The organism is Arsukibacterium ikkense (genome assembly GCF_000987775.1).
Classification (GTDB): domain Bacteria; phylum Pseudomonadota; class Gammaproteobacteria; order Enterobacterales; family Alteromonadaceae; genus Alishewanella; species Alishewanella ikkense.
In genome coordinates, this window is sequence record NZ_LAHO01000001.1 from 81659 (window position 1) to 105167 (window position 23509).

General features: G+C 50.0%; 25 protein-coding genes. 17 read left to right on the top strand and 8 right to left on the bottom strand.

What is annotated here, in order from left to right:
* Nucleotides 1-63 precede the first annotated feature (63 nt).
* Genes WG68_RS00345 through WG68_RS19265 form a run of 4 tightly spaced genes read left to right on the top strand, consistent with a single transcriptional unit; the run spans nt 64 to nt 1313 of the window.
* Entirely contained in the window at nt 64-387 is a 324-nt protein-coding gene (locus WG68_RS00345) for a hypothetical protein (RefSeq protein ID WP_046555672.1), read from the top strand.
* A gap of 2 nt (nt 388-389) precedes the next feature.
* Nucleotides 390-863: a hypothetical protein gene (locus WG68_RS00350; protein ID WP_046555673.1), complete on the top strand. Its 474-nt coding sequence runs from the start codon at nt 390-392 to the stop codon at nt 861-863.
* Entirely contained in the window at nt 838-1089 is a 252-nt protein-coding gene (locus WG68_RS00355; protein WP_046555674.1) for a hypothetical protein, read from the top strand. The genes WG68_RS00350 and WG68_RS00355 overlap by 26 nt, the downstream gene beginning before the upstream one ends.
* A gap of 47 nt (nt 1090-1136) precedes the next feature.
* Complete coding sequence (locus tag WG68_RS19265; RefSeq protein WP_046555675.1) at nt 1137-1313, top strand: DUF1328 domain-containing protein; 177 nt, start codon at nt 1137-1139, stop codon at nt 1311-1313.
* A 121-nt stretch (nt 1314-1434) separates the two neighbouring features.
* Here WG68_RS19265 and WG68_RS00365 read toward each other — a convergent pair whose 3' ends face one another.
* Nucleotides 1435-2781 (bottom strand): sigma-54 interaction domain-containing protein, encoded by a 1347-nt coding sequence (locus tag WG68_RS00365; RefSeq protein ID WP_046555676.1) that lies wholly within the window; start codon nt 2779-2781, stop codon nt 1435-1437.
* A gap of 191 nt (nt 2782-2972) precedes the next feature.
* On the opposite strand from WG68_RS00365, the gene WG68_RS00370 reads away from it, so the two are divergent.
* Nucleotides 2973-3428, top strand: a complete 456-nt coding sequence (locus WG68_RS00370; protein ID WP_046555677.1) for a hypothetical protein — start codon at nt 2973-2975, stop codon at nt 3426-3428.
* 158 nt (nt 3429-3586) lie between these two features.
* Nucleotides 3587-4147, top strand: a complete 561-nt coding sequence (locus WG68_RS00375) for a BON domain-containing protein (protein ID WP_046555678.1) — start codon at nt 3587-3589, stop codon at nt 4145-4147.
* A gap of 76 nt (nt 4148-4223) precedes the next feature.
* On the opposite strand, the gene WG68_RS00380 is transcribed toward WG68_RS00375, so the two are convergent.
* A complete protein-coding gene (locus WG68_RS00380; RefSeq protein WP_046555954.1) occupies nt 4224-5414 on the bottom strand; it encodes an MbnH family di-heme enzyme in 1191 nt (396 codons plus the stop codon).
* Nucleotides 5411-6163, bottom strand: coding sequence for an MbnP family copper-binding protein (locus WG68_RS18965; protein ID WP_052748898.1), 753 nt, complete (start codon nt 6161-6163; stop codon nt 5411-5413). The genes WG68_RS00380 and WG68_RS18965 overlap by 4 nt, the downstream gene beginning before the upstream one ends.
* Nucleotides 6164-6289: 126 nt before the next feature.
* Between WG68_RS18965 and WG68_RS00390 the strand changes: the two genes are divergently transcribed.
* Nucleotides 6290-9025 carry a choice-of-anchor B family protein gene (locus WG68_RS00390; protein WP_052748899.1) on the top strand — a complete coding sequence of 912 codons (2736 nt, stop codon included), beginning with the start codon at nt 6290-6292 and terminating at the stop codon, nt 9023-9025.
* Here WG68_RS00390 and WG68_RS00395 read toward each other — a convergent pair.
* Complete coding sequence (locus WG68_RS00395; RefSeq protein ID WP_046555679.1) at nt 9009-9347, bottom strand: MGMT family protein; 339 nt, start codon at nt 9345-9347, stop codon at nt 9009-9011. The genes WG68_RS00390 and WG68_RS00395 overlap by 17 nt on opposite strands.
* A gap of 14 nt (nt 9348-9361) precedes the next feature.
* Nucleotides 9362-9781 carry a YccF domain-containing protein gene (locus WG68_RS00400; RefSeq protein WP_046555680.1) on the bottom strand — a complete coding sequence of 140 codons (420 nt, stop codon included), beginning with the start codon at nt 9779-9781 and terminating at the stop codon, nt 9362-9364.
* 327 nt (nt 9782-10108) lie between these two features.
* Here WG68_RS00400 and WG68_RS00405 point away from each other — a divergent pair, with 327 nt between their 5' ends.
* From WG68_RS00405 to WG68_RS00440, 8 genes are all read left to right on the top strand, one after another.
* A complete protein-coding gene (locus WG68_RS00405; RefSeq protein WP_046555681.1) occupies nt 10109-10648 on the top strand; it encodes a GrpB family protein in 540 nt (179 codons plus the stop codon).
* A gap of 63 nt (nt 10649-10711) precedes the next feature.
* Nucleotides 10712-11137 (top strand): GNAT family N-acetyltransferase, encoded by a 426-nt coding sequence (locus WG68_RS00410; RefSeq protein WP_046555682.1) that lies wholly within the window; start codon nt 10712-10714, stop codon nt 11135-11137.
* Nucleotides 11138-11299: 162 nt separating this feature from the next.
* Nucleotides 11300-12370: a hypothetical protein gene (locus WG68_RS00415; RefSeq protein WP_046555683.1), complete on the top strand. Its 1071-nt coding sequence runs from the start codon at nt 11300-11302 to the stop codon at nt 12368-12370.
* Between the two features lie 226 nt (nt 12371-12596).
* The gene (locus tag WG68_RS00420) at nt 12597-13025 is read left to right on the top strand and encodes a hypothetical protein (protein WP_046555684.1); all 429 of its coding nucleotides are present in this window, start codon (nt 12597-12599) and stop codon (nt 13023-13025) included.
* Nucleotides 13022-13492, top strand: a complete 471-nt coding sequence (locus WG68_RS00425) for a hypothetical protein (protein ID WP_046555685.1) — start codon at nt 13022-13024, stop codon at nt 13490-13492. Before WG68_RS00420 ends, WG68_RS00425 begins: the two co-directional genes overlap by 4 nt.
* 394 nt (nt 13493-13886) lie before the next feature.
* Nucleotides 13887-14819 (top strand): NYN domain-containing protein, encoded by a 933-nt coding sequence (locus WG68_RS00430; RefSeq protein WP_161796335.1) that lies wholly within the window; start codon nt 13887-13889, stop codon nt 14817-14819.
* 183 nt (nt 14820-15002) lie between these two features.
* On the top strand, nt 15003-15371 hold the full coding sequence (locus WG68_RS00435; RefSeq protein WP_046555687.1) for a PadR family transcriptional regulator: 369 nt from the start codon (nt 15003-15005) through the stop codon (nt 15369-15371).
* Nucleotides 15371-16330, top strand: a complete 960-nt coding sequence (locus WG68_RS00440; RefSeq protein WP_046555688.1) for an HAAS signaling domain-containing protein — start codon at nt 15371-15373, stop codon at nt 16328-16330. Before WG68_RS00435 ends, WG68_RS00440 begins: the two co-directional genes overlap by 1 nt.
* Before the next feature lie 65 nt (nt 16331-16395).
* Here WG68_RS00440 and WG68_RS00445 read toward each other — a convergent pair whose 3' ends face one another.
* Nucleotides 16396-16617 carry a hypothetical protein gene (locus WG68_RS00445; protein WP_046555689.1) on the bottom strand — a complete coding sequence of 74 codons (222 nt, stop codon included), beginning with the start codon at nt 16615-16617 and terminating at the stop codon, nt 16396-16398.
* A 222-nt stretch (nt 16618-16839) separates the two neighbouring features.
* Entirely contained in the window at nt 16840-17052 is a 213-nt protein-coding gene (locus WG68_RS00450) for a hypothetical protein (RefSeq protein ID WP_046555690.1), read from the bottom strand.
* A 189-nt stretch (nt 17053-17241) separates the two neighbouring features.
* On the opposite strand from WG68_RS00450, the gene tadA reads away from it, so the two are divergent.
* Nucleotides 17242-17769, top strand: a complete 528-nt coding sequence (tadA, locus tag WG68_RS00455; RefSeq protein WP_046555691.1) for a tRNA adenosine(34) deaminase TadA — start codon at nt 17242-17244, stop codon at nt 17767-17769.
* 240 nt (nt 17770-18009) lie between these two features.
* Here tadA and mltF read toward each other — a convergent pair whose 3' ends face one another.
* Nucleotides 18010-19533 (bottom strand): membrane-bound lytic murein transglycosylase MltF, encoded by a 1524-nt coding sequence (gene mltF / locus WG68_RS00460; RefSeq protein ID WP_235357594.1) that lies wholly within the window; start codon nt 19531-19533, stop codon nt 18010-18012.
* Between the two features lie 81 nt (nt 19534-19614).
* On the opposite strand from mltF, the gene purL reads away from it, so the two are divergent.
* Nucleotides 19615-23508: a phosphoribosylformylglycinamidine synthase gene (purL, locus tag WG68_RS00465; RefSeq protein ID WP_046555693.1), complete on the top strand. Its 3894-nt coding sequence runs from the start codon at nt 19615-19617 to the stop codon at nt 23506-23508.
* Nucleotide 23509 lies beyond the last annotated feature (1 nt).

The following is a 23509-nucleotide window of genomic DNA, read 5'->3' on the forward strand; positions in this document are numbered from 1 at the left end:
ACTATTCAGCCTTGCCGTGTAACAAAGCGGCCTGGCCTTCGTTCAACAAGCAGGAGGTTTATAATGGCAACAACTCACGCTAGTACCAATGATGGTAATTCAACCGCTAATCCGTTAACCAACTCGCCAGTGACGGAAAGAGCGTCAGAAGCGGCGCATCATGCGGTTGACGCAATGGCTGAAAAAGCAGCAACGGCCGAAGATACCATCCGCCGCACAGCTGCCAGTTCGAAAGAAACCATCGATCAGAAGCAGGAAGAGCTGAAATTGCAAATGCAGAGCACTTATGAGCGGGGCAAGCAGTTTACCAAAGAAAACCCGGTGGTTGCTGCAGGTATCGCATTCGCAGCAGGTATGTTGGTTAGCGCGCTGCTACGCCGCAGTTAACGATGGCTGAATCTCGGGATACTGAGCCGCAGCCAGCGAGCAACGAACCATTGCCGGAAAAAGTGATGGCTCAGCTTACTGAGATAGCGGCTTTATTAAGCCTGACAGCAGAGCGGTACCAGCAACAAGCCCAACTTACCCGGCAAACGGCCCAGGCCGAAATGGCTTTGTCTCGGCGCAGCTTAATTATCGCCGCAGCGTTGTTGGTCGCGTTAGGTGCCGGCGTGGTTATGCTGTGGGGAATGCTGCTGGTATTTGCCGGCTATTTGTTATTGCAGACCCTTGGCTCGGTGCCCGTTACCGTGGCTATCTTGTTTGGACTGCAGTTGGCGGCATTATACTGGTGCTGGCGCAATATCCGCTATTTGTTAAAACAAGTTGGTTTTAGCCATACGTTGGCACAAGTAAAAGCGTTGTTCAGGTTCACTCCTGAGCCTGCAGGAGAAGAGCATGCTAATCGATCTGCTGATCAGTAAACATCAACTTAAATTGCAGCAATGCACTGCTCAGTATCAGCAGCAGCAACAGTTGCGACTGACCTATCTGTGGTTACTGGGGCAGCGTGCTAAGCAATTTTTGGGTAGCACGCCTGGCCTGACATTAAGTTTTATGGCCGGTATCTTAATGCAAAGGCGCCATAGTCAGCTGGTGAAAACAGCACGGCGTCTTGGCGGTTTGCATTGGCTGCGCCACATACTGTAACGAGTGAATATTTAAACCAAGTGCATACCATGCACTAAGGAGCAAAAATGTTAGGATGGGCATTAACCTTTTTAGTTATCGCATTAATTGCGGCTGTACTGGGCTTTGGTGGTATTGCCGGTGCTGCTGCAGGTATCGCAAAAATTATTTTCTTTGTTTTTATTGTGCTGTTGGTGATTTCATTGCTGGCAGGGGCCTTAAGAGGTAAATCGCCAAGGCTGTAGCCGCCTTGTCTGCTGAGTTGCCTGGCTGAACAGATTGCCGGCTCTGCATTAATCGCAGCAGCCGGCAATTTTATATGGGGAGCGATATAAACAGTGTGGCTGCGTCACCAGCAGCTCTGAGTTAATTATCCAGCTGGTATTTTTCCAATTTGTTGTACAAGGTTTTTACACTCACTCCCAGCTGTTGTGCCGTATCGGTTTTGTTACCACCATTTTTGGCTAAGGTACTTAAAATAGCTGCTTTTTCCAGTTCGTCTAATCTGACACCTGTTGGCACGGCATCACACAATCCGTCAGATTCTGCGCAGTTTAACGGTTCATCCAGCAACAAATGATCAGGTTCAATAATAGCGTCGGCCAATATGTAGGCCCGCTCTACCGCATGTTTTAATTCCCGGACATTGCCGGGCCAGCCATGATTAGCAATTAACGCTTCGGCATCAGCAGAAAACTTTTTGGTTTGCTGCTCCTGCACATTGCGATAGGCCAGAAAATGTTGCGCCAGGCCGACGATATCCTCTGCGCGTTGACGCAGTGGCGGCACGCAAATGGGGAACTGGGCCAGGCGGAAGTATAAGTCTTCTCTTAGTGCATCCTCAGCAATAGCCTGCATTGGGTCACGGTTAGTTGCTGCGGCAATCCTTACGTTAGCGGTTAAGGTTTTCTCACTGCCTACCGGCCGAAACTCGCCATTTTCCAGCACTCGTAGTAGTTTCACCTGTTGCTCAATGGGCATTTCAGTAATTTCATCCAAAAACAGGGTGCCGCCTTCAGCTTGAGAAAATACCCCCTGATGATCACGATGCGCACCGGTAAAGGACCCTTTGATATGGCCAAATAACTCACTGTCGATAAGCTCGGGGCTGAGTGCGCCACAGTTAATTGCCACAAAAGGCTGATTGGCCCGTAAACTGGCCAGATGCAAGGTATTGGCAATCAACTCTTTGCCGGCACCACTTTCACCAATGATTAACACATTAGCTTCGGTAACCGCAACTTTGCGGATCGTCCGGTACAGTTTTAGCATGGGTTTGGATGAGCCAACCAGTAAACCAAATTGGTCTAATTCACTGGAGGTGGCTTTTACCTGCTTGCGCTCGGTGCTGAGCTGCTGATAAAAATCTTGCAAGGTATCTATCACTGAACCTAAATCCAGTGGTGCCCGGAAATGATAACCGGCGCCGCGGCGCATTAGTTTATCCAGAAGCTCATTGGGTGTGCCGCTGCTGATAAAAATAAAATCAATTTCCGTTAATACTTTGCTGACTAGCAAACGCTGATAATCATCATTGTCGCTTTCATCTGACTCAATAAAGGCCAGATCGCACTCTTGCTGTTGCAGTTGCTCTGACCAGGCTGAACTATCGCTGCTTTTAACAATGATAAATTGTCTGACGACAGGTGACTGCAGTAGTTTTTCAGCCAGCTCTGGATCACGCATGTGAATAAATAGCCTGGGCTTGCTCATGGCGTCACTCCTGTAATGGTGCCCTACTCTAATCCAGCAATGTAAATTTAACAACGGTCGTCAGTAAAATTTACTGAAATGGCCTGTCCGGTTGAACATTAAATAAAATTTCCATTATAAATCATGAGTTTAAACTTGGTACATGAATTGAATATGAATTAACGGGGAGTGATGTTTAAGGAGGCAGTAACATGTTGGCATATAACCCAAAATCAGTAACTGACCACGCAGCTGACCAGGCTATGCTTAGCCAGGTTGCAGCCCTGAGCCAGCACGCCAGGTTGTTTTATTCGCAAGCGGCCAGCTGCATGGCCGATAACAATATTCGTCGTCATCTTACCGCGTTGGTGATGTTGCATCAGCAAGCTGAGCAGTTAGTCAGTGGCAAACCAGACAAGCAGACGCACAACGTTGAGCACAGCATTATCTGCCAGTGGTACCAGCATCATCATGCTGGCTGTAATGCTGACAATATCAGTTGGCTGGCCGAGCTACCGGCGCAACTGCGCCGGCAATTGGCGCTGTTTAAGCGCTACAGTCGGGAACTGACAAGGCCCGCAAATGCGAAAGCCATGGCAAACCTGGCTGCCGGCTTGCAAATGCTGACTGATCAACTACAGCCGCTGCTGACAGCGGATAACCTATGAAATATTTACCGGTAGCCCGGTTAAAAGTACAAACAAATAATTAACACTAAATGAATGGCAATATTACGTTTGTTGATAAAACAAAGGGTTAGAAATTATTTCAATGTTGGCATCATACTGGCAAAGGGATAAGTGTCTCACAACAAAGGAGTGACTATATGAAACGTACAACTTTAGCGGTAATGATGACCTTAGCCTTAGCGGGTACTTCAGTTGCTGTTAGTGCCAATGACTGGAAAGACAGTGCCAAAGACGCATGGATTGATGGCAAAGCAGAAACCACCTTACTGTTAAACGGTAATTTAAACTCGTTTAAAATTAATACCGATGTGAAAGACGGTAAAGTAACCTTAACCGGTAAAGTATCCAGTGATGTTGACAAAGCACTGGCCGGTGAACTGATTGAAAACCTGGAAGGGGTAAAATCGGTAGACAATAAGCTTACCGTCGTGCCGAATGAGCGCAAAGGTGGCAAGAATCATGACAAAAACAGTAGCGGCTTAACGGATGCCAAAGTGGCTACCGTGGTTAAAACCCGCTTGTTGTTTGAGTCTGAAGTGAGTGGCACGGCCATTAATGTCGATGTGGAAAATGGTGTGGTAATGCTCAAAGGCGAAGTGGCTTCAGATTCTGAGAAAGATCTGGCTGGAGCTATCGCCAAGAAAACCAAAGATGTGAAGCGGGTTGATAACCAGCTGACAGTAGCCAGAAACTACTGATAGCATCGAGGGTAATGGTGTAGCCAATGAAACAGGCTAAACATTATCAGGCCGGCCTGGCAACAGGCCGGTTTTTTTATGGTTGCGGCAAACTATCTGGTTGCTGCAGCACCGGCCAGGGATCGCTGTGATCCGGATCCGTGACAAAGTGCCAGTCGGTCAGGCTGTGCAGAAAGGCCAGCACTGCTGCCCGTTCGCTGGGGCTTAAAGCAAACCCCTGCACAAACTGGCTTTTAATCGGATGCTGCCTGCCATCCCCGGCATATTCGCCCTTGTCGATAAACCGGCCGCCCGCGGCATAAAAATCTACTACCTGTTCCAGTGTGGCTATACTGCCATCATGCATATAGGGCGCGGTTAGCGCAATGTTACGCAAGGTCGGAGCCCGGAAGCGGCCGTCATCAGCCGGGTTCATGCTAATTTCGGCCAGGCCACGATCCTGTTGCGGGTAACCTGGGGTGGCGAGTTCAGGCCGGGCAGTAAAATACAAGCCGGTGTTGTGAAAGGGTCGTAAATCCAGTGGCTGACTGCTATGGCTGGTAGCCTGGGTAAAGTTAAAGCCGCCATGACAATGATGGCATTCCAGTCGCTCGGAAAAAAACAGGTTCATCCCTTCAAGCTGGACGTCGGTTAAAGCGGCGTCGTCTTGCTGGTAGGCATAGCGGTCAAAGTCAGACTGAAAGGACAGCAAACTGCGCACGAAGCTGGCCAGTGCCAGCACCACCTGCTGCATCTGCGGCTCAGGGCTGGCAAAGGCCTGTTGAAATAACTGCGGGTAGGGTGGCCGGGTTAATCGCTGCAGTATTTCTGCCTGGTTGCCATTCAGGCCAAGCTCAACCGGATCATCACTGAATAGCGGAATAAGCAGCTGTTGCTCAATCTCGGTCAGGCCGTCATGCGCCCAGGTCAGGGTATTATTGTACGCCACGTTCACCAGGGCTAACGCATTGCGTCGGTGCTGCTGGCCGGTACTGCCAACTGACCGTGTTCGGGGCTCAGCAAAGGCAAATTGCTGCTGATGACAACTGGCGCAACTTTGGCTGCCATTGGCGGATAACTGGGTATCGTAGAACAGGTAACGGCCTAAGGTAACCTTAGCCTGGCTCATGGGGTTCTCGGGCGGTAGCCGTGGCAAGGGCATGCCCTCTGGTAAATGCCAGTGCCAATCAGCAGCGTTATCAGCAGGCGCCGGCTGGCGGCAGCTGACTAATAGTAAGCTGACTGACATCAGTACTAAGCACAGTGCAAGCTGCTTAACGATATTCATGGCAGCACAGACCATAGCTGAGGCTGATTAACATTGTGCAGTAACCGCTGGCAGCTTTGTTGCTGGCGGTCCGACATACAGCTGCTGTGCCGGTTTATCTCAACCTCATTCAATAACGCGGCCAGATCCAGCGTCAGTTGTTGGCCTGGCAGGTAATCTAAGGTAATAACAACTGTATTGGCGGCCTGACAGGGAGAAGTGGGCGGGCGCAGCACGCTGGCCGACTGACAGCCGGTAGAGCCCAGATGAAACGCCCAGCCGTGGTCAGGCCCTTGCATGTCCAGCCGTAAAAACTTATAGCCCAGTTGCCAGCTCCAGAACAGTTCACTGTGATTAAGCGGCGTATTGGCGCTAAGCGGGTTTTGATGATTCAACGCAAAAGGCAGGCCAAGGGTAAAGCTTAGCTTGCCGGCCGTTACTGGTTGGCTGAACGCCAGTTGCCAGTTGCTGTTGCCCTGACAATCGGTGCCAAGCAGCGCCAGCCGCGGTTGCTGCCAGGTGCTGCTGGCTAACAACAAAGGCTGTTGGTTGAGGCTGAAATCGCTCAGATAAAAACGCAGGTTTTGCAGCTGCCACTGCTGCTGGTTGATAAAGAGCGGCTGCTGGCAATCCAGCTGCTGGCTATGCCACTGCGCCTGCACTGGCAACTGGCTAGCCGGCGCTGAGCTTGCTACTGGCTGGCAGCCGCCAAGCCAGCCTGCAGCAACGGCAAGCACTGTAGTGGTACAAATTGCAGGTATAAATTTCATAAGCTGGTTGTATTTAGTAAAGCTGCGGTTAACAATACTCTAAAGCTAAGTGAAAATCGAGTAAGGTGGCAGTGGTCAGGCGCTACGCCAGCGAGCTGACACCATCAAATATGGGCAATAGTTGATATGACAATCCGTTATTTCTGGCAATGTAAGTTTAGTATCATCTTCGCTGTACTGCTTGCCGCTGGTGGCTTCAGTGGCCAGGTGCCGGCTCATGCTGAACATGATAAAGCACGTTTTGTGGCTGACACCGGCCAGGATAGCGGCCGCTGTGACAAGGTACTGCGGCCGTGCCAAACCATAGGTTATGCCCTGAGTCAGGCAGGTAAGGGCGATAAAGTGCTGGTAGCGGCTGGCCATTATCCGCTTAGTGGTACCGATGATGCGGTATTGTTGCTAAGTGACATAGTGCCGGTGTTTGGGGGCCATAACAGGTTTGATCACTTCTTACAACAGGCACCCCAGCTGAATAAAACGGTATTAAGCGGCGTGCCGGCTGAGTTTATCAACCGTCTGCATCAGCGCGGCTTTCAAATCATTAACGATGGCCCGGGCCGGTTTGGTACAGCAGCCAGTCAGCAGTTGGCGGCACACAGCGCCTTGCAACAAGGCCAGCCAGCGGCTGCCTGTGTCGCGGGTAAAGCTGGCGTATTCAGCTGTGACAAAATCGATTTAATTGCCCATCTGGCGCTGGCCGATTTTAGCTCTGCACCCAGTTCAGCCAATGATATCTGGGGCCATGTTGATCTGAACAGCGGCCTGGAGTACGCGTTAATTGGCCTGAATAATGGCACTGCAGTGGTTAGCCTGGCTAATGCGCAGCAGCCACTGGAAGTGGGAACCATTGCCGGCAGCAACACGACCTGGCGCGATATTAAAGTGCTGCAGTTTTATGATGACAGCCTGGGCCGCTGGCAGGCCTATGCTTATGTGTCGTCGGAGGCGAATAACGGCATTCAGATTATTGATTTAAACGATTTGCCAGCCAGCGTGCGTCTGGCCGCTACCAGCCGGGTAACCAATTCCGCCCATAACTTGTATATCAGTAATGTCGATTACACTACTAATACGGCGATAACCGGTAAGCAACCGGCGCTGCACCTGGCAGGCCAGCCAGAGCAGGGGGGCGCGGTGGCCAGTTACAGCCTGGCAAACCCGCTGCAGCTAACCGCCAACTGGCTGCAAAGTGGCGCCAGTCGCAGCGACTACAGCCATGATGTGGCCTCTATGCTGGTAACGGACCACCGCGCCAGCAGCCAGTGTGACCGGCCAGAGTGTCTGGTGCTATTTGATTTTAATGAGCAAAATATTAAGTTGTGGGACATTAGCGATGCCAGCAATCTGCCGCTGGCAGATTTCAGCTACCAGCTGGCCAGTTATGTGCATTCCGGCTGGTGGAGTGAAGACAAGCAATATTTGTTTGTGCACGATGAGCTGGACGAAGTTCAGCATGGCCTGAACACCACAGTACGGGTGTTTGAGTTAAGCGATTTAACGGCGCCGGTATTAGCCGGCACTTTTACCGGGCCAACCCGGGCTATTGATCATAATGGGTTTGTGCGCGGCAACCGTTACTATATGTCGAATTATCAGCGCGGCTTAACTATCCTGGATATCAGCAACCCGGCTGCGCCAACCCAGGCCGGCTTTTTCGATACCTTTCCGGCGTCTGACAGTGCGGCCTTTAATGGCATGTGGGGTGTTTATCCGTATCTGCCATCGGGCATGATCATAGGCAGCGACATTAACAGTGGCCTGTATTTGTTGCGGGAAAACACCGTTAACCCACAAGCCGGCGCGTTAACCTTCAGCCTAAGCGAGTTACAAGTAACCCCTGGCGAGGTGGCTCAGCTGCAGGTACAACGACTGGGCGGCACTACCGCAACCAGTGTCGGCTATGAAATAGTGGCGGGCCGGGCTGAACCCGGGCTGGATTATCAGGACACCCGCGGCCGCTTAAGCTGGGCCGCGGGTGATCACAGCAGTAAAACGCTGAGTATTACCACGCTTGATCGCGGCCTGGGCGTGGCGCGTGAGTTATTTGTCCGCTTGTTTGACCCTCGTAACGGCGCCAGCCTGAGCAGCCCGTCTTATTTGCGGCTGCGCTTTGGTGACGACCCACCTCGTGCTGGTGTAGTAAGTCTGGTCGAGTCTGCGTTATCGGTGGTAGAGGCCGATACTGCGGTCACTATTGTGGTGCGTCGGCTCGGCGGCAGTGATGGTGCCATCAGTGTGGGGTATCTGTTAGAAAGTGGCAGCGCTACGGTGGGAGAAGATATTGCCCCTGCCAGCGGCGAGCTCAGCTGGGCAGATGGTGATAGCAGCGAGCGGCAAATCGTGTTGCAGATTCTGGACGATGAACTGGCCGAGCCGGATGAAACGGCGATACTGCGTTTATTCAGCATTGCTGGCAGTGAACTGGGCGACATAACCGAGCTCACTCTTACCATCCTGGATGACGACTCGAACACACCACCTACCGTGAGTGTGGGTGAAAACCGCCAGGTGAATGCCGGCCAAAGTGTCAGCTTAACGGCAGTGGCGACCGATGCCGAAGGTGATGCTATCAGCTACCAATGGCAACAGTTAACTGGCCCGGCGCTCAGCCTGCAAAACGCCAATAGCAGCACGGTAAGTTTTTTTGCGCCGGCCAGTAGCAGCCAGTTACAACTGAGCGTTACCGCAACCGATGCCAGAGGCGCAGTAGCTACGGCCAGTATTACCTTAACCGTGGTGGCCAGCCCGCCACCAGATGCAGCGACAGGCTCTTCCGGCGGCACTATACCGCTAACTGCCTTGCTGCTGGGCGGTGTGTTACTGTGGCGGCGGCTTACCCGCCGCGCTAATACTGCAGTTTAAACAGCAGCTCGGCCAGGTCGGGTTGCCATAAGTCAGTGTTGGCCACCCGGTTACTACGTAGCATTACGCCTTCTGCCAATAACAATTGCCGCTGCGCCAATGCGTCAGCCGTACCTGGCGCAAAGGCCAGGCTGCGATCACTGCGTAATACCCGATACCAGGGCACGGCCAGCTCTTTCGGCGCATAGCCTAAGGCTTTACCCACTAACCGGGCCCGGCCGGGCAGGCCGGCTAAATCGGCAATCTGGCCATAGCTGGCGACCTTGCCGCTGGGAATTAGCAAAACGGTTTGCCAAATTCGCTGATAGTTGTCTGCTGCCACAAGGCTTACCCTGCTTAGTTAATCATAGCGCGGCGTGCCACCACGGTTTTACCAATAGGCGCTAAGCTTAACATCGCCAGCTTTAAATGCTGAATGCCAAACGGAATGCCAATAATACTGATAAAGCACACTATAGCATGGCCTAAATGGCCCAGCGCCAGCCAGATCCCGAACAGTAAAAACCAGACAACATTACCAAGGGTGCCCAGGGTGCCGGTACCAATATCGTCGTAACGATTAACATAGCGCCGGTTTACCGCATCCTGGCCAAAGGGCCAGAACGCCATTTCGCCAATCACAAAACAACTGCGGCCAAACGGAATACCAATAATGCTGATAAAACACAGCAAGCCCACCAGCCACCACAAAAGCCCCATAACAAAGCCCCCCAGCACAAACCACAGAATATTAAAAATCAGCCTGAACACACTCATTTTTTGTCCTTATCATATTAATAAACGCTATTTAAGCAGGTAGTAAGCAGAAAACAGGCCAAAATTAATATCTAATTAAACCAATGGCTTGAAGTTACCTGCTGCAAATGACAAAGACAGCTTTAGCGAGGTTTTAGTGAAAATGACGATTTAACGGCTGAGTTTAATCAGCCAGTGCCAACAAAAGCAGTTGTACCGGTAAATTATTGTAACTTTGGAAAAAGCAGAGTAGCTTGAAGGCATTAAATTTACCAAGGCTGGCGCACCGGCGTTGAAATACGCAGCGAACCGCCAAATAAGCGTTACTTTTCTAAAAAGTGGTGAGTCATGGACGAAGCAGAATCTCTTAACCGGGCAATTTATGAAGAGGTGATTATCTACCCATATCACAAGAGCTGGCCGCTTTTGTTTGCAGAAGAGTACGACCGTCTTCTGCTATTGTTTCCTGGTAGTTTTTTGGCGATCGAGCACATTGGAAGTACAGCTTTACCAGGCCTTTCCGCTAAGCCTGTTATCGATATTCTGGCGGGGGTAGATACGATGGCACGCGCCGACGCGCTGATGGAACCGTTGTGCCAAGCAAAATATACGACATCAATGGAGTTCAATGCCTCATTGGTTGGACGACGTTGGCTTATGCGATGGGCTGAAGGGCGTCGAACACACCATTTGCACCTTGTAGTGCACGGCAGCCAGGAATGGCAACAACGGTTGGCTTTTCGTGACAGGCTCCGTAACAATGAGGAAATAGCCAGGCGGTATGAGCAGAATAAGCGGGTGTGGGCGGCAAAAGCCAAGTTGGATAGAGAGGCCTATACTGCGGCGAAGAGTGATTTTATAAAGGAGGTTCTGAGAAGTGCAACCTAATGTCAGGCGCGGCGACAGTTATGCCGTTGCGGCTTCGCGTGTTGGCGGCAATAGGGCTTTCCAGTGAAATTAATTGATTACATCATCAGTGATAAAGCGCCAACAGCCAGAGAATATGTAGCATTGCGCTGCCAGGTTGGCTGGGATAATGTGGATTTGGGTGTAGCGCAACAAAGCTTAGATGCTTCGTTATTTCACGCTTCAATCAGGCATGACAACAAGCTGATAGGTATGGCTCGGATTGTTGGCGATGGTTTTATGTACTTTTATCTGCAAGATGTTGTAGTCGCTCCTGACTATCAAGGGCATGGTCTTGGTCGGGCTCTGATGGCAAGGGTGGAAAGTTATCTATCTAAAGCTTGCCCGGTTGGTGCAACTGTCGGGCTGCTAGCGGCCCAAGGCAAAGAGAATTTCTACCGTGACTATGGTTTTGTTGAGCGCGATGGCGTCAATCTTGGTAAAGGGATGTGTCGCTTTGTTCGTGAATAGCATTAATAGTGGGTAAACAGCGATGTGGCTGGAGTCTGTGCAGTAACAGTAAACGCAAGTAAACAGGCGGCAGTAGTGGCGGCGGCGATTGGAGCAGTGTCAGACGACTGAAAATCAATGACAGTGACCTTATAGGTTTAAGCAGCATGGGAGTATCAATATTTGAAAATTTCTGATTTTTCGTATATCGGTCGTTTTTTATTTCGTACTGAAGCTTTGGGCTCCATTCTTTGTCACTACTACACAGCAAGTGTCGAAGCTGAAGTCAGACGATGGCTAGCTGAAAACATAGAGGCTGATGCAGAACAGTTAGTTCGCTTCTTGATTACAAAACTCTGCGTTGTCTCCGAAAACTTAAAAGATCCAAGTGAAGTTCGGATTAGTTCCGAGCAGAGCCTATGGCTTACAAAAGACGAGCTAGAGAGCTTTTGTATAAATTTAATTAGTCATAATCGCCAAATTATCCAACAAGTTAAAGTTAATAAGTACAAGAGCGCTGTCGGTGAAGAACGGAGATTTACCATTGATTTCAAACGACTCGTTACCGACGAACAAAAACGAGTGGGAGTGAAAGATAATTGTAGTTATTTGTTGTACATGCTGAAAGACTACCACAAAAACCACCATCGACAGATGTTGGATAAATTCAAAAGTATGTCGGGTTCATTCTCAGTCACAACTCGTAATCTTTTTGAAGAAAACATGCTACTTTCTGACAAAATCCATAAAGGAGCATTGGGTAGTCCTCGATACAGTGATGAGATCGCATCTCTACCCCAAATTCCAACCAATCCAGTATATGAAACGAACCGTTCAATCAATTTATTGGCAAATGAAATGAGAGCTGTTTCTCTGCTGGTTGATAACATGAACGAGTTGGGTATTCGGATGAACCTTGATTCAGCTTCAAATGCGAAAAAAGCACAAAGATGGAATAACTTAATGTTTTTATTAGGTATCTCTACCCTTGTGATTACAGCAGTATTTTCATATCAAGGGTTACGTTCAGCTAATCAGTCTTCAATGACATTAGAAAGCCTTATGGAGAGGCAGAATGCCTTGCTCATTAGCCAAGGTGAAACACAAAAAAATTTACTGGAATCACTGCCCTCCTTGCTTAAAGCAGCACAAATAAGCTTAGGTCAAAGTAATGCGGATGCCGAGCAGGAACAACCATCAGAAAAAACTATGGGTAATGAGCAAAAAGATCCCACGCTCACCTCTGGTAGTTGACCACTATATCGATGTAGCGCCATAAGTGATTAGTTCATCAACATTAAGGATCCTTCATGGTAGGGGCATTGATTTTTACAAAAAATAATAAATATCAATGATTTTTATCGCATCAGTCAAAGAAATTCTAATCTACTGATATTCAATTTTGTTAATTTTATTGTTTGATTTCGGTTTTTATATGGTAGTTTATATGTTAAATATTGACATATGCTAAGGAATGCACATGAGCGAAAATAGCGTATCTTCCTACCAGTTAAAAATCAGAGTAATTAATTTCATTGAGTTAGCCTACAAAGAAAACGACGGTGTAACGACCAGCCTGATAAAAGAGAAGGGGCCGTTTACCCTGAAAGTAAATGAGCGTGGCGAGGCCATGTTAATTGGCAAAGCGGGCACCGTCAGGTTTGACGTTAGCGAAGAAGTTAAACAAATAGGTTTAGATTTAAAGATGGTGTCTGTGATGTTTTCTGGCGGTAGGGAAGGAAAGTTGCATTACATGGCATCGTTTAACTTTGCCGGCGGCGTAAAAGTTGAGTTCTCGAGTATTCTGGATATCGAGAAACTTATTTTAAGTTGCTCTGGGCTTTTGTGTCGAGCGGCCCGTTTATTAAAAGGCCGGCATCAGCAGATTGATCAGAGTGTTGGGTTATGAGATTCTTTTTAGTATTTATCGGCCTTTTTATTGTAGGTTGCAGCAGCTCAACTTCGTCGAAAAGCGATAACTTGGCATCGTATTTTGCCGAATATAAGGCCTCTGTAGCCACGCAAGCGGAGCAACAGTTTGTTAAGGCTGAGCTGTGGCAAACCCTGGTGACAGCCAGAGCGGCAGCTGAAACATCAGAATTGGTGAATGCCATCGCCTATTTCCCGCTAGAGATGGCAGTAACAACCGATACTAAGCAAGCAATTAACGGCCAGCAGGGATGTTTATTAATTAGCGGCACCAACGCTAAACAGACACCGCTTGATTATTATATTCAGTTTGATCTTACTGATAATCAGTGGCTGATCAGTGATGTGGCTATTAAGTATTTTTTAGACGGCTCTGAGCGCTACCTTACGTATGCCGAATGCGATGCAGAAAAAAGAATGGCGTTGTGGCTGGAGTCTGTGCAGTAACAGTAAGCTTAAGTAAACAGGCGGCAGGTGTGGCGGTGACAGGAGCAGTGTCAGACGGTTCAGCCACGTTAAATATCAGACAAACATCGCCGCTGGTATACCAAACCGTTTTGATAAAGCACTTCCTGCCAAAGTCGATAATGTACCATTTATCGACATACTTAAAATTATTTAGCGAAGCAAACTACTGAGTAATTGAACTGAAACCACGAGAAGTGAGCGGAGCTTATAATTGCTCACACGTCAGACCAGTTTTGCGCTAGTTTGTTATATACTTGTGTCAACTAGCCCAACTTCTATGCAAGCAATGCGACTTGTGAGATGAGGGAGAAAAAGCCACCGCAAGGTGGTTTTTTCATTTGTAAGGATGCGATTGTTTGAGAATGGGAAGCCAATGAAGATAAAGATCTATATAGACGGTTATAATCTTTACTATGGTGTTCTCAAAAATCATCCGTTTAAGTGGTTAGACCCGATCCAGCTTGTCAAAAACTGCTGCAAAATTGCGGCACCGGAACATATTTATCAACGTCTCAATGGTGAGTATAGCGCTAAGTATTTCACCTCAAAAGTTCTTCCTAAAGCCACCTTTTCGAAAACCGCGGAGAAAGACCAGAACGCTTATCATGCAGCATTGCAAAGTATTTATGATGATCAGCAACTCGAAATTGTGTTTGGCTACCATAGTATTAATCCAGTAGAGCAGCGTGAGTTTGATCCGCTAAGCCCCAAAACACCGCATATTGGTTGTAAAAAAGTTTGTGTATGGCGAATAGAAGAAAAACAGACTGACGTTAATATAGCTGTGCAAGCTCTCAAGGATGCTTATGAAGACCCGACTGAACAGCTGCAAATATTTGTCTCGAATGATACAGATTTATGCCCTTTATTAGGGGCGCTGGCAAGAATGACTCATGTAAAAGTGGGAGTGATTCCCCCTGTAAATGGAATAACTAAATTTCCAGCATCTGACCTTGTAAAGTTAGCTGACTGGTCCATCCATGCTGTTACTGAGCGATATCTCAGGGATGCTCAATTGCCTCTTAGCATTGCAAGCTCAGTAAGGTCTGGGATGAACGGCCGCATTCGGAAACCTCTGGACTGGTATGGCCAACCAGAGTTGGCCAATGAAATTTTTAGCATTCTGTACAATTCTCTTAGAACAAGGAATAAGACATTCCGCTGGTTAGAACAAGCGCCTTTTGAAGCCAACATTCCCGGGCTACCAAACCTACCTCGTCCTGCAATTGAAATGTTTGATACTGTTGAAGATGCTGCATTAGTTAAACAACATGTGATTGAATATATTAAACATTGCCAACCCTGATCTAACCCCATTGGCCGCTGATTAAAAGCTGCAAACCGCTCTGCGGTTTCTTCGTACTCTTCCGGCACCGGAAAATCATCCTGATAAATTTTTTTGCCCGCTACTTGCTTTTATACTGTGTGGCACCTAGTATAATTGCTGTGCGCTACACAGTATGTGGTGCACAGTATAAAAGGAAGGCTTATGACAACGGCTCAATTAGACAAAATGCGGTTGGAGCTGCGCCGCGGCGTGCTGGTGCTGGCGGTGCTGGCTTCACTGCGCCAGCGCCATTATGGCTACTCACTGCGCCGGCAGTTGCAGGATAACGGCATTGATATCGACGAAGGCACCTTGTACCCGCTGGTGCGGCGCCTGGCCGAGCAAGGCTTGCTCGACAGCGAATGGCAACAAGGGGAAGGGCGGGAGCGGCGCTATTACCAGTTATCTGAGCTGGGAGCAGAATTGCTGCAACAACTTACTCAGGAATGGACCACCTTAAATAATGCACTGGGGCCACTGTTGCAGCCAGAGCTTAACACCTTACCCGGGCAACCAGAGGAGCAGGGCTAATGGACTTAGTTAAACGCTATATCGCTGCGGTGCAGCGCGAATTACCGGAAGCAAAACGCCAGGAAATTGGCCGTGAACTGAATGCCAATATAATGGATCAGCTGGATGCGCTGGCTGAACAACATGGCGGCGCGCTTAGCGAGCAGCAGGTGGCTGACATACTGAAGACCATGGGCCACCCCCGGCACATTGCCCGCCAGTTTTGCCCGCCGGCCCCCTTAATACCAGTACACTTAATGCCACTTTATAAACATACCTTGTTTATGGTGCTGGGCGTGCTGTTTGTGTTGCAGGTGGTGTTTATGACCAAAGGCTGGCTAACCGGCACTGATATGGGGCTGTTGCTGTTTATCAAAGGGCTGGCCTCGGGCTTTATTGCGGATGCGGTATTTGGCTTTACGGCGATAACGGTCGGTTTTGCTGTGGCTTTCAATGGTAAGCAACCTGGTTCCTGTAACACCAGTAGCCAATGGCAACCGCAAGATTTACCTCCTGTCAGCGCTGGCTGGCAGCATATTAGTCTTAGTGATATTTTTACTGACCTGGCCACATATGCGTTCCTGTTACTGCTTATCTGGTTTCCGCTATGGCAGCAGACGTTTGCCGGGGCAGCACCAGCCAGTGAGATATTCAGCCCGTTGGCGTTAGTGATGCTGATGTGGTTTAGCCCGGTGATTCTGCTGGGGGTGCTGAGCAGTTTATGGCAGTTACGCCAGCGGATTTGGAGCCGGCAATCGTTAGCGCTGAATGTATTGGTTAATCTGGCGTTCTGTATGATGTTTCTGCTACTGGCAGCGAGTGGGCCCTTGCTGCAGTTAGATACCGAGCGTTGGGCCCGGTACTTCAGTCCGGATGCCTTTCAGGATAGCATCCGGATCAGCTTAGTTATTATTGCCTTGTTCCCGGGCTATGAGGTGCTGCGTGATTTGCTGCGCTTAAAGCGCATGGCGGCTAACTAAGATTACTGGTTTAAGCAAAGCCCTGCCAGAGTAGTGATGGCAGGGCTTGTTTGTTAAATAATGGCTTAGTACTGACGTGTTTTGCGGTTATCCCGCACCAGCCACCACACCAGCCAGATAAATAACAGCAACGGCGCCAGGGTGAAGACAACGGTAATGCCAATGGCCAATACCGCAGCGACCAGACCAAGCAGAATGCCAAATACCGAGCCGACAATGGCGATGATGGCAGGCAGGCAATAAATGCCCAACAGTACAGCAAGAATAATAACGACAGTTTTGTTCATGAGCCTAGTTCCTTATGTTGTAATAACCTAGGTGTATCAAGAGGCATGCCAAAATATTAATATCATATAAAACAATTGCTTATTCATTTTTCGCGCCGTGCCAGCTTCGACAGCCTAGTCAGGCTTTGGTTGTTTTCACTAAATAGTGGTGAATTTAGCAGGGCTGTTGAAAGCACACAGCCGCCAGGGGCGTGGCGGCTATGGTTGCGGATAGCTCAGAATTTAGAGTTTATTGATTTGCTCTTTAAGTTGATACGACTTGTCGGTAACAATGCTTTCCAGCGTGCTGACACGTTCTTTCAGCCGCTGTAATTCGGTTTGCAGCGCTTCGAGCTCGCCTTTGCCGGCTTTACCTTTGGTTTTCATATGTACTTCGTAAGCTGAATAGCCCAAGCCACCAATAATGGCAATAGCCGCAATTTCAAATGGTCCCATGTTGTTCTCCCTTTTTATTAAGTAGTAGCCAAAAGCAAGCCTGATGCCATAGTTATAATAGTTAATTAAATGAATGACATAGTAGAAATTTACTGTTGTGCCTCTAGTGCAGCAGACAAAAGTTTAGTCAATATCACCAGATAGTAGTGGTAAACTTGGCCAAGGTATTCGAATAATTTGTAAAAGTTTATGACCGATCAACAATGGATGGCCAAAGCGTTGCAGCTGGCCGCAAAAGCTGAGCAGGCCGGTGAAGTGCCGGTGGGGGCTATTATTGTGAAAGATGGCCAGGTTATTGCTGAAGGCTTTAACCAGATGATTAGTTTACATGATCCGTCGGCTCATGCGGAAATGCAGGCAGTGCGCCAGGCGGGTAAGCTGCTGCAGAACTATCGCTTAACTGATTGCACTTTGTATGTGACGCTGGAACCCTGCAGTATGTGTGCAGGCATGCTGGTACACAGCAGATTGGCGCGCTTGGTGTTTGGCGCCAGTGATTATAAAACGGGCGCGGCCGGTTCGGTAATGAATTTAGTGCAGCATCCGCAATTGAATCATCAGCTGGAGGTAACCGGCGGGGTGTTGGCAGAGCAGTGCGCTGCCATGTTGTCAGCATTTTTTCAGTTTCGACGCCAGCAGAAAAAAGCGGCGAAACAGGCTAGCTTGCCGGTTGCTCCTGAGCTGACTGATCCTGCAGCCCCGGATGATCCTGCATAACCGCTTGATAATTGCGCCGTCTGCGGTGCAGTTTCAGTAAATCGGTATTGCGTTTCACCCGCCGCCGACTGGATGTGATAGCAAAGGCACTGACTTTACGGCGTTTTAGCGGTGGTTTTTTTCGTTTAAGCATAATGAACCTGAGTTGTAACCCGACGTTGCCTTTGCAACGTTAATATGGCGTTACTATAGGGCCGTTGGGGCCTGACAACAAGAGCCTGCCGGTTAAACGACAGAAATTTAACGCTCAACACCCGGCGGCGTTGTGGTTTGCTGTTCTGACAAGGGCTCAATATCGGTTGGCAGTTGTTCGGTCAGCCGCAACCGTTGCAGCTCCAGTCGCTGCTCGGCCTGTTGTTTTTCATCGGTCCACAACAGGGTGTCATAGTAGCGACGAATGTTCTCGACATAGGTTACGGCTTCATCGCCTCTGGCATAGCCATATTTAGTGTGCTGATACACTGCTTTTTGCCGCAGTAAAGGCAGCCGTTGTTTGACTTCAAGCCATTTATCCGGATCGGCACCGTCACGCTGCGTCAGAATACGGGCATCCTCAACATGCCCCCAACCGACATTATAAGAGGCCAGCGCAAACCACAGCCTATCCGGCATAATGATGCGTTCCGGCACCCTGCTGACCAACCGGTGTAAATAGCGGCTACCGCCCCTGATGCTTTGCTCGGGGTCCAGCCGGCTGTTAACCCCCATTTGCTGCGCAGTTGGCAGAGTCAGCATCATCAGGCCGCGCACCCCGGTAGGGCTGCGGGCTTTAGGATCCCAGTGCGACTCCTGGTAGGCCAGTGCAGCCAGTAGACGCCAGTCAAGTTCGCCGGCATACTGCACAAACAAATCTTTATAAGCGGGCAGGGTGTGGTCAATAGCCGCAATATATTGCAGGGTATCGACATAATCGAACTGGCTAACATGACCAAAGTAACGGTCTTCCAGCGTAATCAGCTCACCACTTTGGTAAATGCTGCCGAAAAACTCAATTAATACGGTGAGCAGCGAGTCATCATTATTGGCGGCCAGCAGCCAGCCTACCGGCTGGTTATCTGTGACCGTAAAGCCAATGCTTAAACTGGGGGAAAAACGCCGGTTTATCGCCAGCTGGTTAGAATCGGTCAGGGTATAGGGTATTTTGCCATCTACCACCAGTTGCAACACGTCATCGGCGTCGAGATCTTTGCGTTGTAACCAGCGCAGGTTAGGGTAATCGTTACTCAGCCGGTCAAGCGTTTGCGCATGACTGCTGTCCTGAATAACCACTATGGGCTCGGTTATGTGATCCATTGAGCGTGGCCAGTCGTCTCCCTGACGAAATACCAGCAATTCGCTGATCCAGCGATAAGCCGGTGCCGCCCGGTAGCGATTTAAGCGCTGTGGGGTGAGGGTGAGGCCGCCGGCAATAAAATCCACCTGGCCGGTATCGAGCTTTTGCAATAACTCGTCCAGATGATAGCTGGGGAATAAATGCAGTTCGACATCTAATTTACGCGCCAGATTTTGTGCCAGCTCATATTCGAAGCCGGTTGGGCCATCAATACCAATATAATAGCTGGTCGGGCCATGTAACAGGCCAACCCGCAGGCTGTTGCGCTGATAAATATTATCCAGCTGCGATCGATGCTCTGCTACCGGCGCACATGCGCTTAGCAGGCCAACCATCAGCCAGAAAAGCAGCCTTATTTGCATGCCAACCCTGATATCTACTACCCTGACGTCAGTTATATCAAACTTAAGCGGGGTAGTCAGTTTTTTCACATACCACTTAGCGTCAAATTTCTTTATAATAGCGCGCTTAAATCAGCTTCCATCGACGCTCAACCAACGGAAACCTAGCCTATGTTGATCCTGCGTGGTGCACCTGCACTGTCCGAATTCAGAATTGCCAAGTTACTGGAGCAGTGCGCTGAACGCACTTTGCCGGTAACCTCAATTTACGCCGAGTATATGCACTTTGCCGATAACAGCGCTGCGTTAAGCCCTGATGAGCAAAGCACCCTGGATAAACTGCTCACCTATGGCCCGGCTATTGCCAGCCATGAGCCGGCGGGCCAGTTGTTGCTGGTAACCCCGCGCCCGGGCACAATTTCACCCTGGTCGTCAAAAGCCAGCGATATTGCTCATAATTGTGGCCTGGCCACCATAAAGCGCTTAGAGCGCGGTATTGCCTACTACATTGAAAGCAGCCGCAACTTAAGCAGCGATGAGTTAAGCGCGGTGAGTGCCTTACTGCACGACCGGATGATGGAGGTAGTGTTTAGTGAGTTTGACCAGGCACAAGCGCTATTTCGCCAGGCAGCACCAGCCAGTTTAAGCTCGGTTGATATTCTGGGTGGTGGCCGGCAGGCGCTGGCAGACGCCAATATGGCGCTGGGTCTGGCACTGGCCGATGACGAAATTGATTATCTGGTCAGCAATTTTCAACAGCTCGGTCGCAACCCGAATGACATTGAGCTGTATATGTTTGCCCAGGCAAACTCTGAACATTGCCGCCATAAAATTTTTAACGCCGATTGGACTATCGATGGCGTAGTACAGCCAAAATCCTTGTTCAAGATGATTAAAAACACCTTTGAACATACCCCGGATTATGTGTTGTCGGCCTATAAAGATAACGCTGCGGTAATGACAGGTTCAACCGCAGGCCGGTTTTTCCCGGTACCGGGCAGCGGTGAATACAACTATCATCATGAAGATATTCATATTCTGATGAAGGTAGAAACCCATAACCACCCAACGGCTATTTCACCCTATCCGGGGGCGGCTACCGGCTCGGGTGGTGAAATTCGCGATGAAGGCGCTACCGGTATCGGCTCTAAACCGAAAGCAGGCTTAGTTGGCTTTTCCGTTTCTAACTTACGCATTCCGGGTTTTACCCAGCCATGGGAAACCGATTTTGGCAAGCCAGAGCGCATAGTCAGCGCACTGGATATTATGCTGGAAGGCCCACTGGGCGGTGCAGCCTTTAACAACGAATTTGGCCGGCCGGCCATTAACGGTTATTTCCGTACTTACGAAGAAAAAGTCAGTAGTCACAACGGTGAGGAAGTTCGCGGCTACCATAAGCCGATCATGATTGCCGGCGGCCTCGGTAATATCCGCGCTGATCACGTGCAAAAGGGCATTTTACCACCGGGTGCCAAGCTGGTGGTATTAGGTGGCCCGGCCATGAATATCGGCTTAGGCGGCGGTGCGGCCTCGTCGATGGCCTCGGGCCAGTCGGCAGAAGACTTAGACTTTGCCTCAGTACAGCGGGAAAACCCGGAAATTGAACGGCGCTGTCAGGAAGTGATCGACCGCTGCTGGCAGCTGGGTGACGATAACCCCATTTGCTTTATTCACGATGTTGGTGCCGGCGGTTTATCGAATGCCTTCCCCGAGCTGGTGAATGACGGTGGTGTCGGTGGTAAGTTTGAACTGCGCAACGTACCAAACGATGAGCCTGGCATGTCGCCATTGCAAATTTGGTGTAACGAGTCGCAAGAGCGCTACGTGATGGCCATTCCGCCGGAAAAAATGGCGGTGTTTGCGCAAATTTGTCAGCGCGAACGCGCACCTTATGCCGTAGTGGGTGAGGCGACAGCAGCACAACACCTTACCTTAACCGATCAGCACTTTGGCACCACGCCGATTGATTTACCGCTAAGCGTGTTGCTTGGCAAAGCACCGAAAATGCATCGTGATGTGCAAAGTACTAAAGCCGTGGGCCAACCGCTGAACCGCGCAGGTATAACCATCGCAGATGCGGCAGAGCGTTTATTACGCTTACCCACCATTGCTGAGAAAACCTTTCTGGTCACCATTGGCGATCGCACTGTTACCGGTCTGGTGGCACGCGATCAGATGGTGGGTCCCTGGCAGGTGCCGGTAGCCAACTGCGGTATTACTGCGGCCAGTTATGACACCTATCATGGTGAAGCGATGGCAATGGGCGAGCGCACACCGGTCGCCTTGCTGGATTTTGCGGCCTCGGCCCGGTTGGCGGTAGCCGAAGCCATTACCAATATCGCTTGTAGTGATATCGGTGATTTAAAGCGGATTAAACTGTCGGCTAACTGGATGTCGGCCGCCGGCCACCCTGGCGAAGATGCTGGTTTATACGCGGCCGTAAAAGCCATTGGCGAAGAACTATGCCCGGCGCTTAAGGTAACCATTCCGGTGGGCAAAGACTCAATGTCGATGAAAACCAAATGGCAGCAAGATGGTACAGAGCGTGCGGTGACCTCGCCCATGTCGCTGGTGATCACCGCCTTTGGCCGGGTTGAGGATATCCGTAAAACGGTAACGCCGCAGCTGCGCACCGACCAGGGCAACAGCAGCTTGCTGCTGATTGATTTAGGCCAGGGTGCTAATCGTTTAGGCGGCTCTTGTTTAACCCAGGTGTACAAGCAGCTGGGGGATACGCCGGCCGATTTAGACAGCCCACAACTGTTGCTTAATTTGTTTGCGGCACTGCAGCAACTGGTACGCGAGCAAAAGCTGCTGGCTTATCATGACCGCTCAGACGGCGGTTTATTTGTTACCCTGGCGGAAATGGCGTTTGCCGGCAAGGCCGGTTTTAGTGCCGATATCAGCAAGCTTGGCAACGATGATTTAGCCGTGCTGTTCAGTGAGGAGCCGGGTGTGGTTATCCAGGTTGCCGATAGCGAACTGGCCTATGTGCAGCAGGTGCTGGCACAGCATCAGCTGGCGCCATGCAGCCATACCCTGGGCCCGGTAACGTCCGGTGATCAACTGCTGTTTAGCCGTGCTGACACTGAAGTATTCAGCGACAGCCGCAGCCGTCTGCGTTGCATCTGGGCTGAAACCACTTACCAGATGCAGGCGCTGCGGGATAACCCGGCGGGCGCTAAACAAGAGTTCGCCGCCAAAGCAGATGTGAGCGACCCTGGCTTAAACGTAAAGCTCAGCTTTGATGCTAATGCCGATATTGCTGCACCCTTTATTTTAAAAGGCGCTGCGCCTAAAGTTGCTATTTTACGCGAGCAGGGCGTGAACTCGCACCTGGAAATGGCTGCAGCCTTTAACCGGGCCGGTTTTAGCGCGGTTGATGTGCATATGAGCGATATCCTGGCTGGCCGGGTTAAGCTGAGCGATTTTAACGGTTTAGCCGCCTGTGGCGGTTTCTCGTACGGTGACGTTTTAGGTGCTGGCGAAGGCTGGGCGAAATCAGTGTTGTTTAATGATATTGCCCGGGCGCAATTTGCCGCCTTTTTCGAGCGGCCAAGCACCTTCTCGTTAGGGGTGTGTAATGGTTGTCAGATGATGTCGAATTTAAAAAGTCTTATCCCGGGTGCTGAGTTATGGCCGCATTTTGTGCGGAATAAATCAGAGCGGTTTGAAGCCCGCTTCAGCCTGGTAGAGGTGCAGCAAAGCCCGTCGCTGTTTTTCAGCGGCATGGCGGGTTCAAGGCTGCCAATTGCAGTGTCACACGGGGAAGGCCATGCCGAGTTTGCCAGCAGCGAAGCGTTCGCCAAGGCTAACCACAGTGGCACCGTTGCCATGCGTTTTGTTGATAACTTTGGCAAGGTAACCGAAAATTATCCGGCAAACCCGAACGGCTCGCCGGCCGGTATTACTGCGCTTACCACTACGGATGGCCGGGTCAGTATTATGATGCCGCACCCGGAGCGGGTATTCCGTACCGTGGCCAACTCCTGGCACCCGGATGACTGGCAGGAAGACAGCCCATGGATGCGGATGTTCCGCAACGCCCGGGTCTGGCTGGGGTAAT

What these genes read in the sequence shown, in the direction of transcription:
- WG68_RS00345 (WP_046555672.1), top strand. Translation starts at nt 64, where the DNA reads ATGGCAACAACTCACGCTAGTACCAATGATGGTAATTCAACCGCTAAT.
- WG68_RS00350 (WP_046555673.1), top strand. Translation starts at nt 390, where the DNA reads ATGGCTGAATCTCGGGATACTGAGCCGCAGCCAGCGAGCAACGAACCA.
- WG68_RS00355 (WP_046555674.1), top strand. Translation starts at nt 838, where the DNA reads ATGCTAATCGATCTGCTGATCAGTAAACATCAACTTAAATTGCAGCAA.
- WG68_RS19265 (WP_046555675.1), top strand. Translation starts at nt 1,137, where the DNA reads ATGTTAGGATGGGCATTAACCTTTTTAGTTATCGCATTAATTGCGGCT.
- WG68_RS00365 (WP_046555676.1), bottom strand. Translation starts at nt 2,781, where the DNA reads ATGAGCAAGCCCAGGCTATTTATTCACATGCGTGATCCAGAGCTGGCT.
- WG68_RS00370 (WP_046555677.1), top strand. Translation starts at nt 2,973, where the DNA reads ATGTTGGCATATAACCCAAAATCAGTAACTGACCACGCAGCTGACCAG.
- WG68_RS00375 (WP_046555678.1), top strand. Translation starts at nt 3,587, where the DNA reads ATGAAACGTACAACTTTAGCGGTAATGATGACCTTAGCCTTAGCGGGT.
- WG68_RS00380 (WP_046555954.1), bottom strand. Translation starts at nt 5,414, where the DNA reads ATGAATATCGTTAAGCAGCTTGCACTGTGCTTAGTACTGATGTCAGTC.
- WG68_RS18965 (WP_052748898.1), bottom strand. Translation starts at nt 6,163, where the DNA reads ATGAAATTTATACCTGCAATTTGTACCACTACAGTGCTTGCCGTTGCT.
- WG68_RS00390 (WP_052748899.1), top strand. Translation starts at nt 6,290, where the DNA reads ATGACAATCCGTTATTTCTGGCAATGTAAGTTTAGTATCATCTTCGCT.
- WG68_RS00400 (WP_046555680.1), bottom strand. Translation starts at nt 9,781, where the DNA reads ATGAGTGTGTTCAGGCTGATTTTTAATATTCTGTGGTTTGTGCTGGGG.
- WG68_RS00405 (WP_046555681.1), top strand. Translation starts at nt 10,109, where the DNA reads ATGGACGAAGCAGAATCTCTTAACCGGGCAATTTATGAAGAGGTGATT.
- WG68_RS00420 (WP_046555684.1), top strand. Translation starts at nt 12,597, where the DNA reads ATGAGCGAAAATAGCGTATCTTCCTACCAGTTAAAAATCAGAGTAATT.
- WG68_RS00425 (WP_046555685.1), top strand. Translation starts at nt 13,022, where the DNA reads ATGAGATTCTTTTTAGTATTTATCGGCCTTTTTATTGTAGGTTGCAGC.
- WG68_RS00430 (WP_161796335.1), top strand. Translation starts at nt 13,887, where the DNA reads ATGAAGATAAAGATCTATATAGACGGTTATAATCTTTACTATGGTGTT.
- WG68_RS00435 (WP_046555687.1), top strand. Translation starts at nt 15,003, where the DNA reads ATGACAACGGCTCAATTAGACAAAATGCGGTTGGAGCTGCGCCGCGGC.
- WG68_RS00440 (WP_046555688.1), top strand. Translation starts at nt 15,371, where the DNA reads ATGGACTTAGTTAAACGCTATATCGCTGCGGTGCAGCGCGAATTACCG.
- WG68_RS00445 (WP_046555689.1), bottom strand. Translation starts at nt 16,617, where the DNA reads ATGAACAAAACTGTCGTTATTATTCTTGCTGTACTGTTGGGCATTTAT.
- WG68_RS00450 (WP_046555690.1), bottom strand. Translation starts at nt 17,052, where the DNA reads ATGGGACCATTTGAAATTGCGGCTATTGCCATTATTGGTGGCTTGGGC.
- tadA (WP_046555691.1), top strand. Translation starts at nt 17,242, where the DNA reads ATGACCGATCAACAATGGATGGCCAAAGCGTTGCAGCTGGCCGCAAAA.
- purL (WP_046555693.1), top strand. Translation starts at nt 19,615, where the DNA reads ATGTTGATCCTGCGTGGTGCACCTGCACTGTCCGAATTCAGAATTGCC.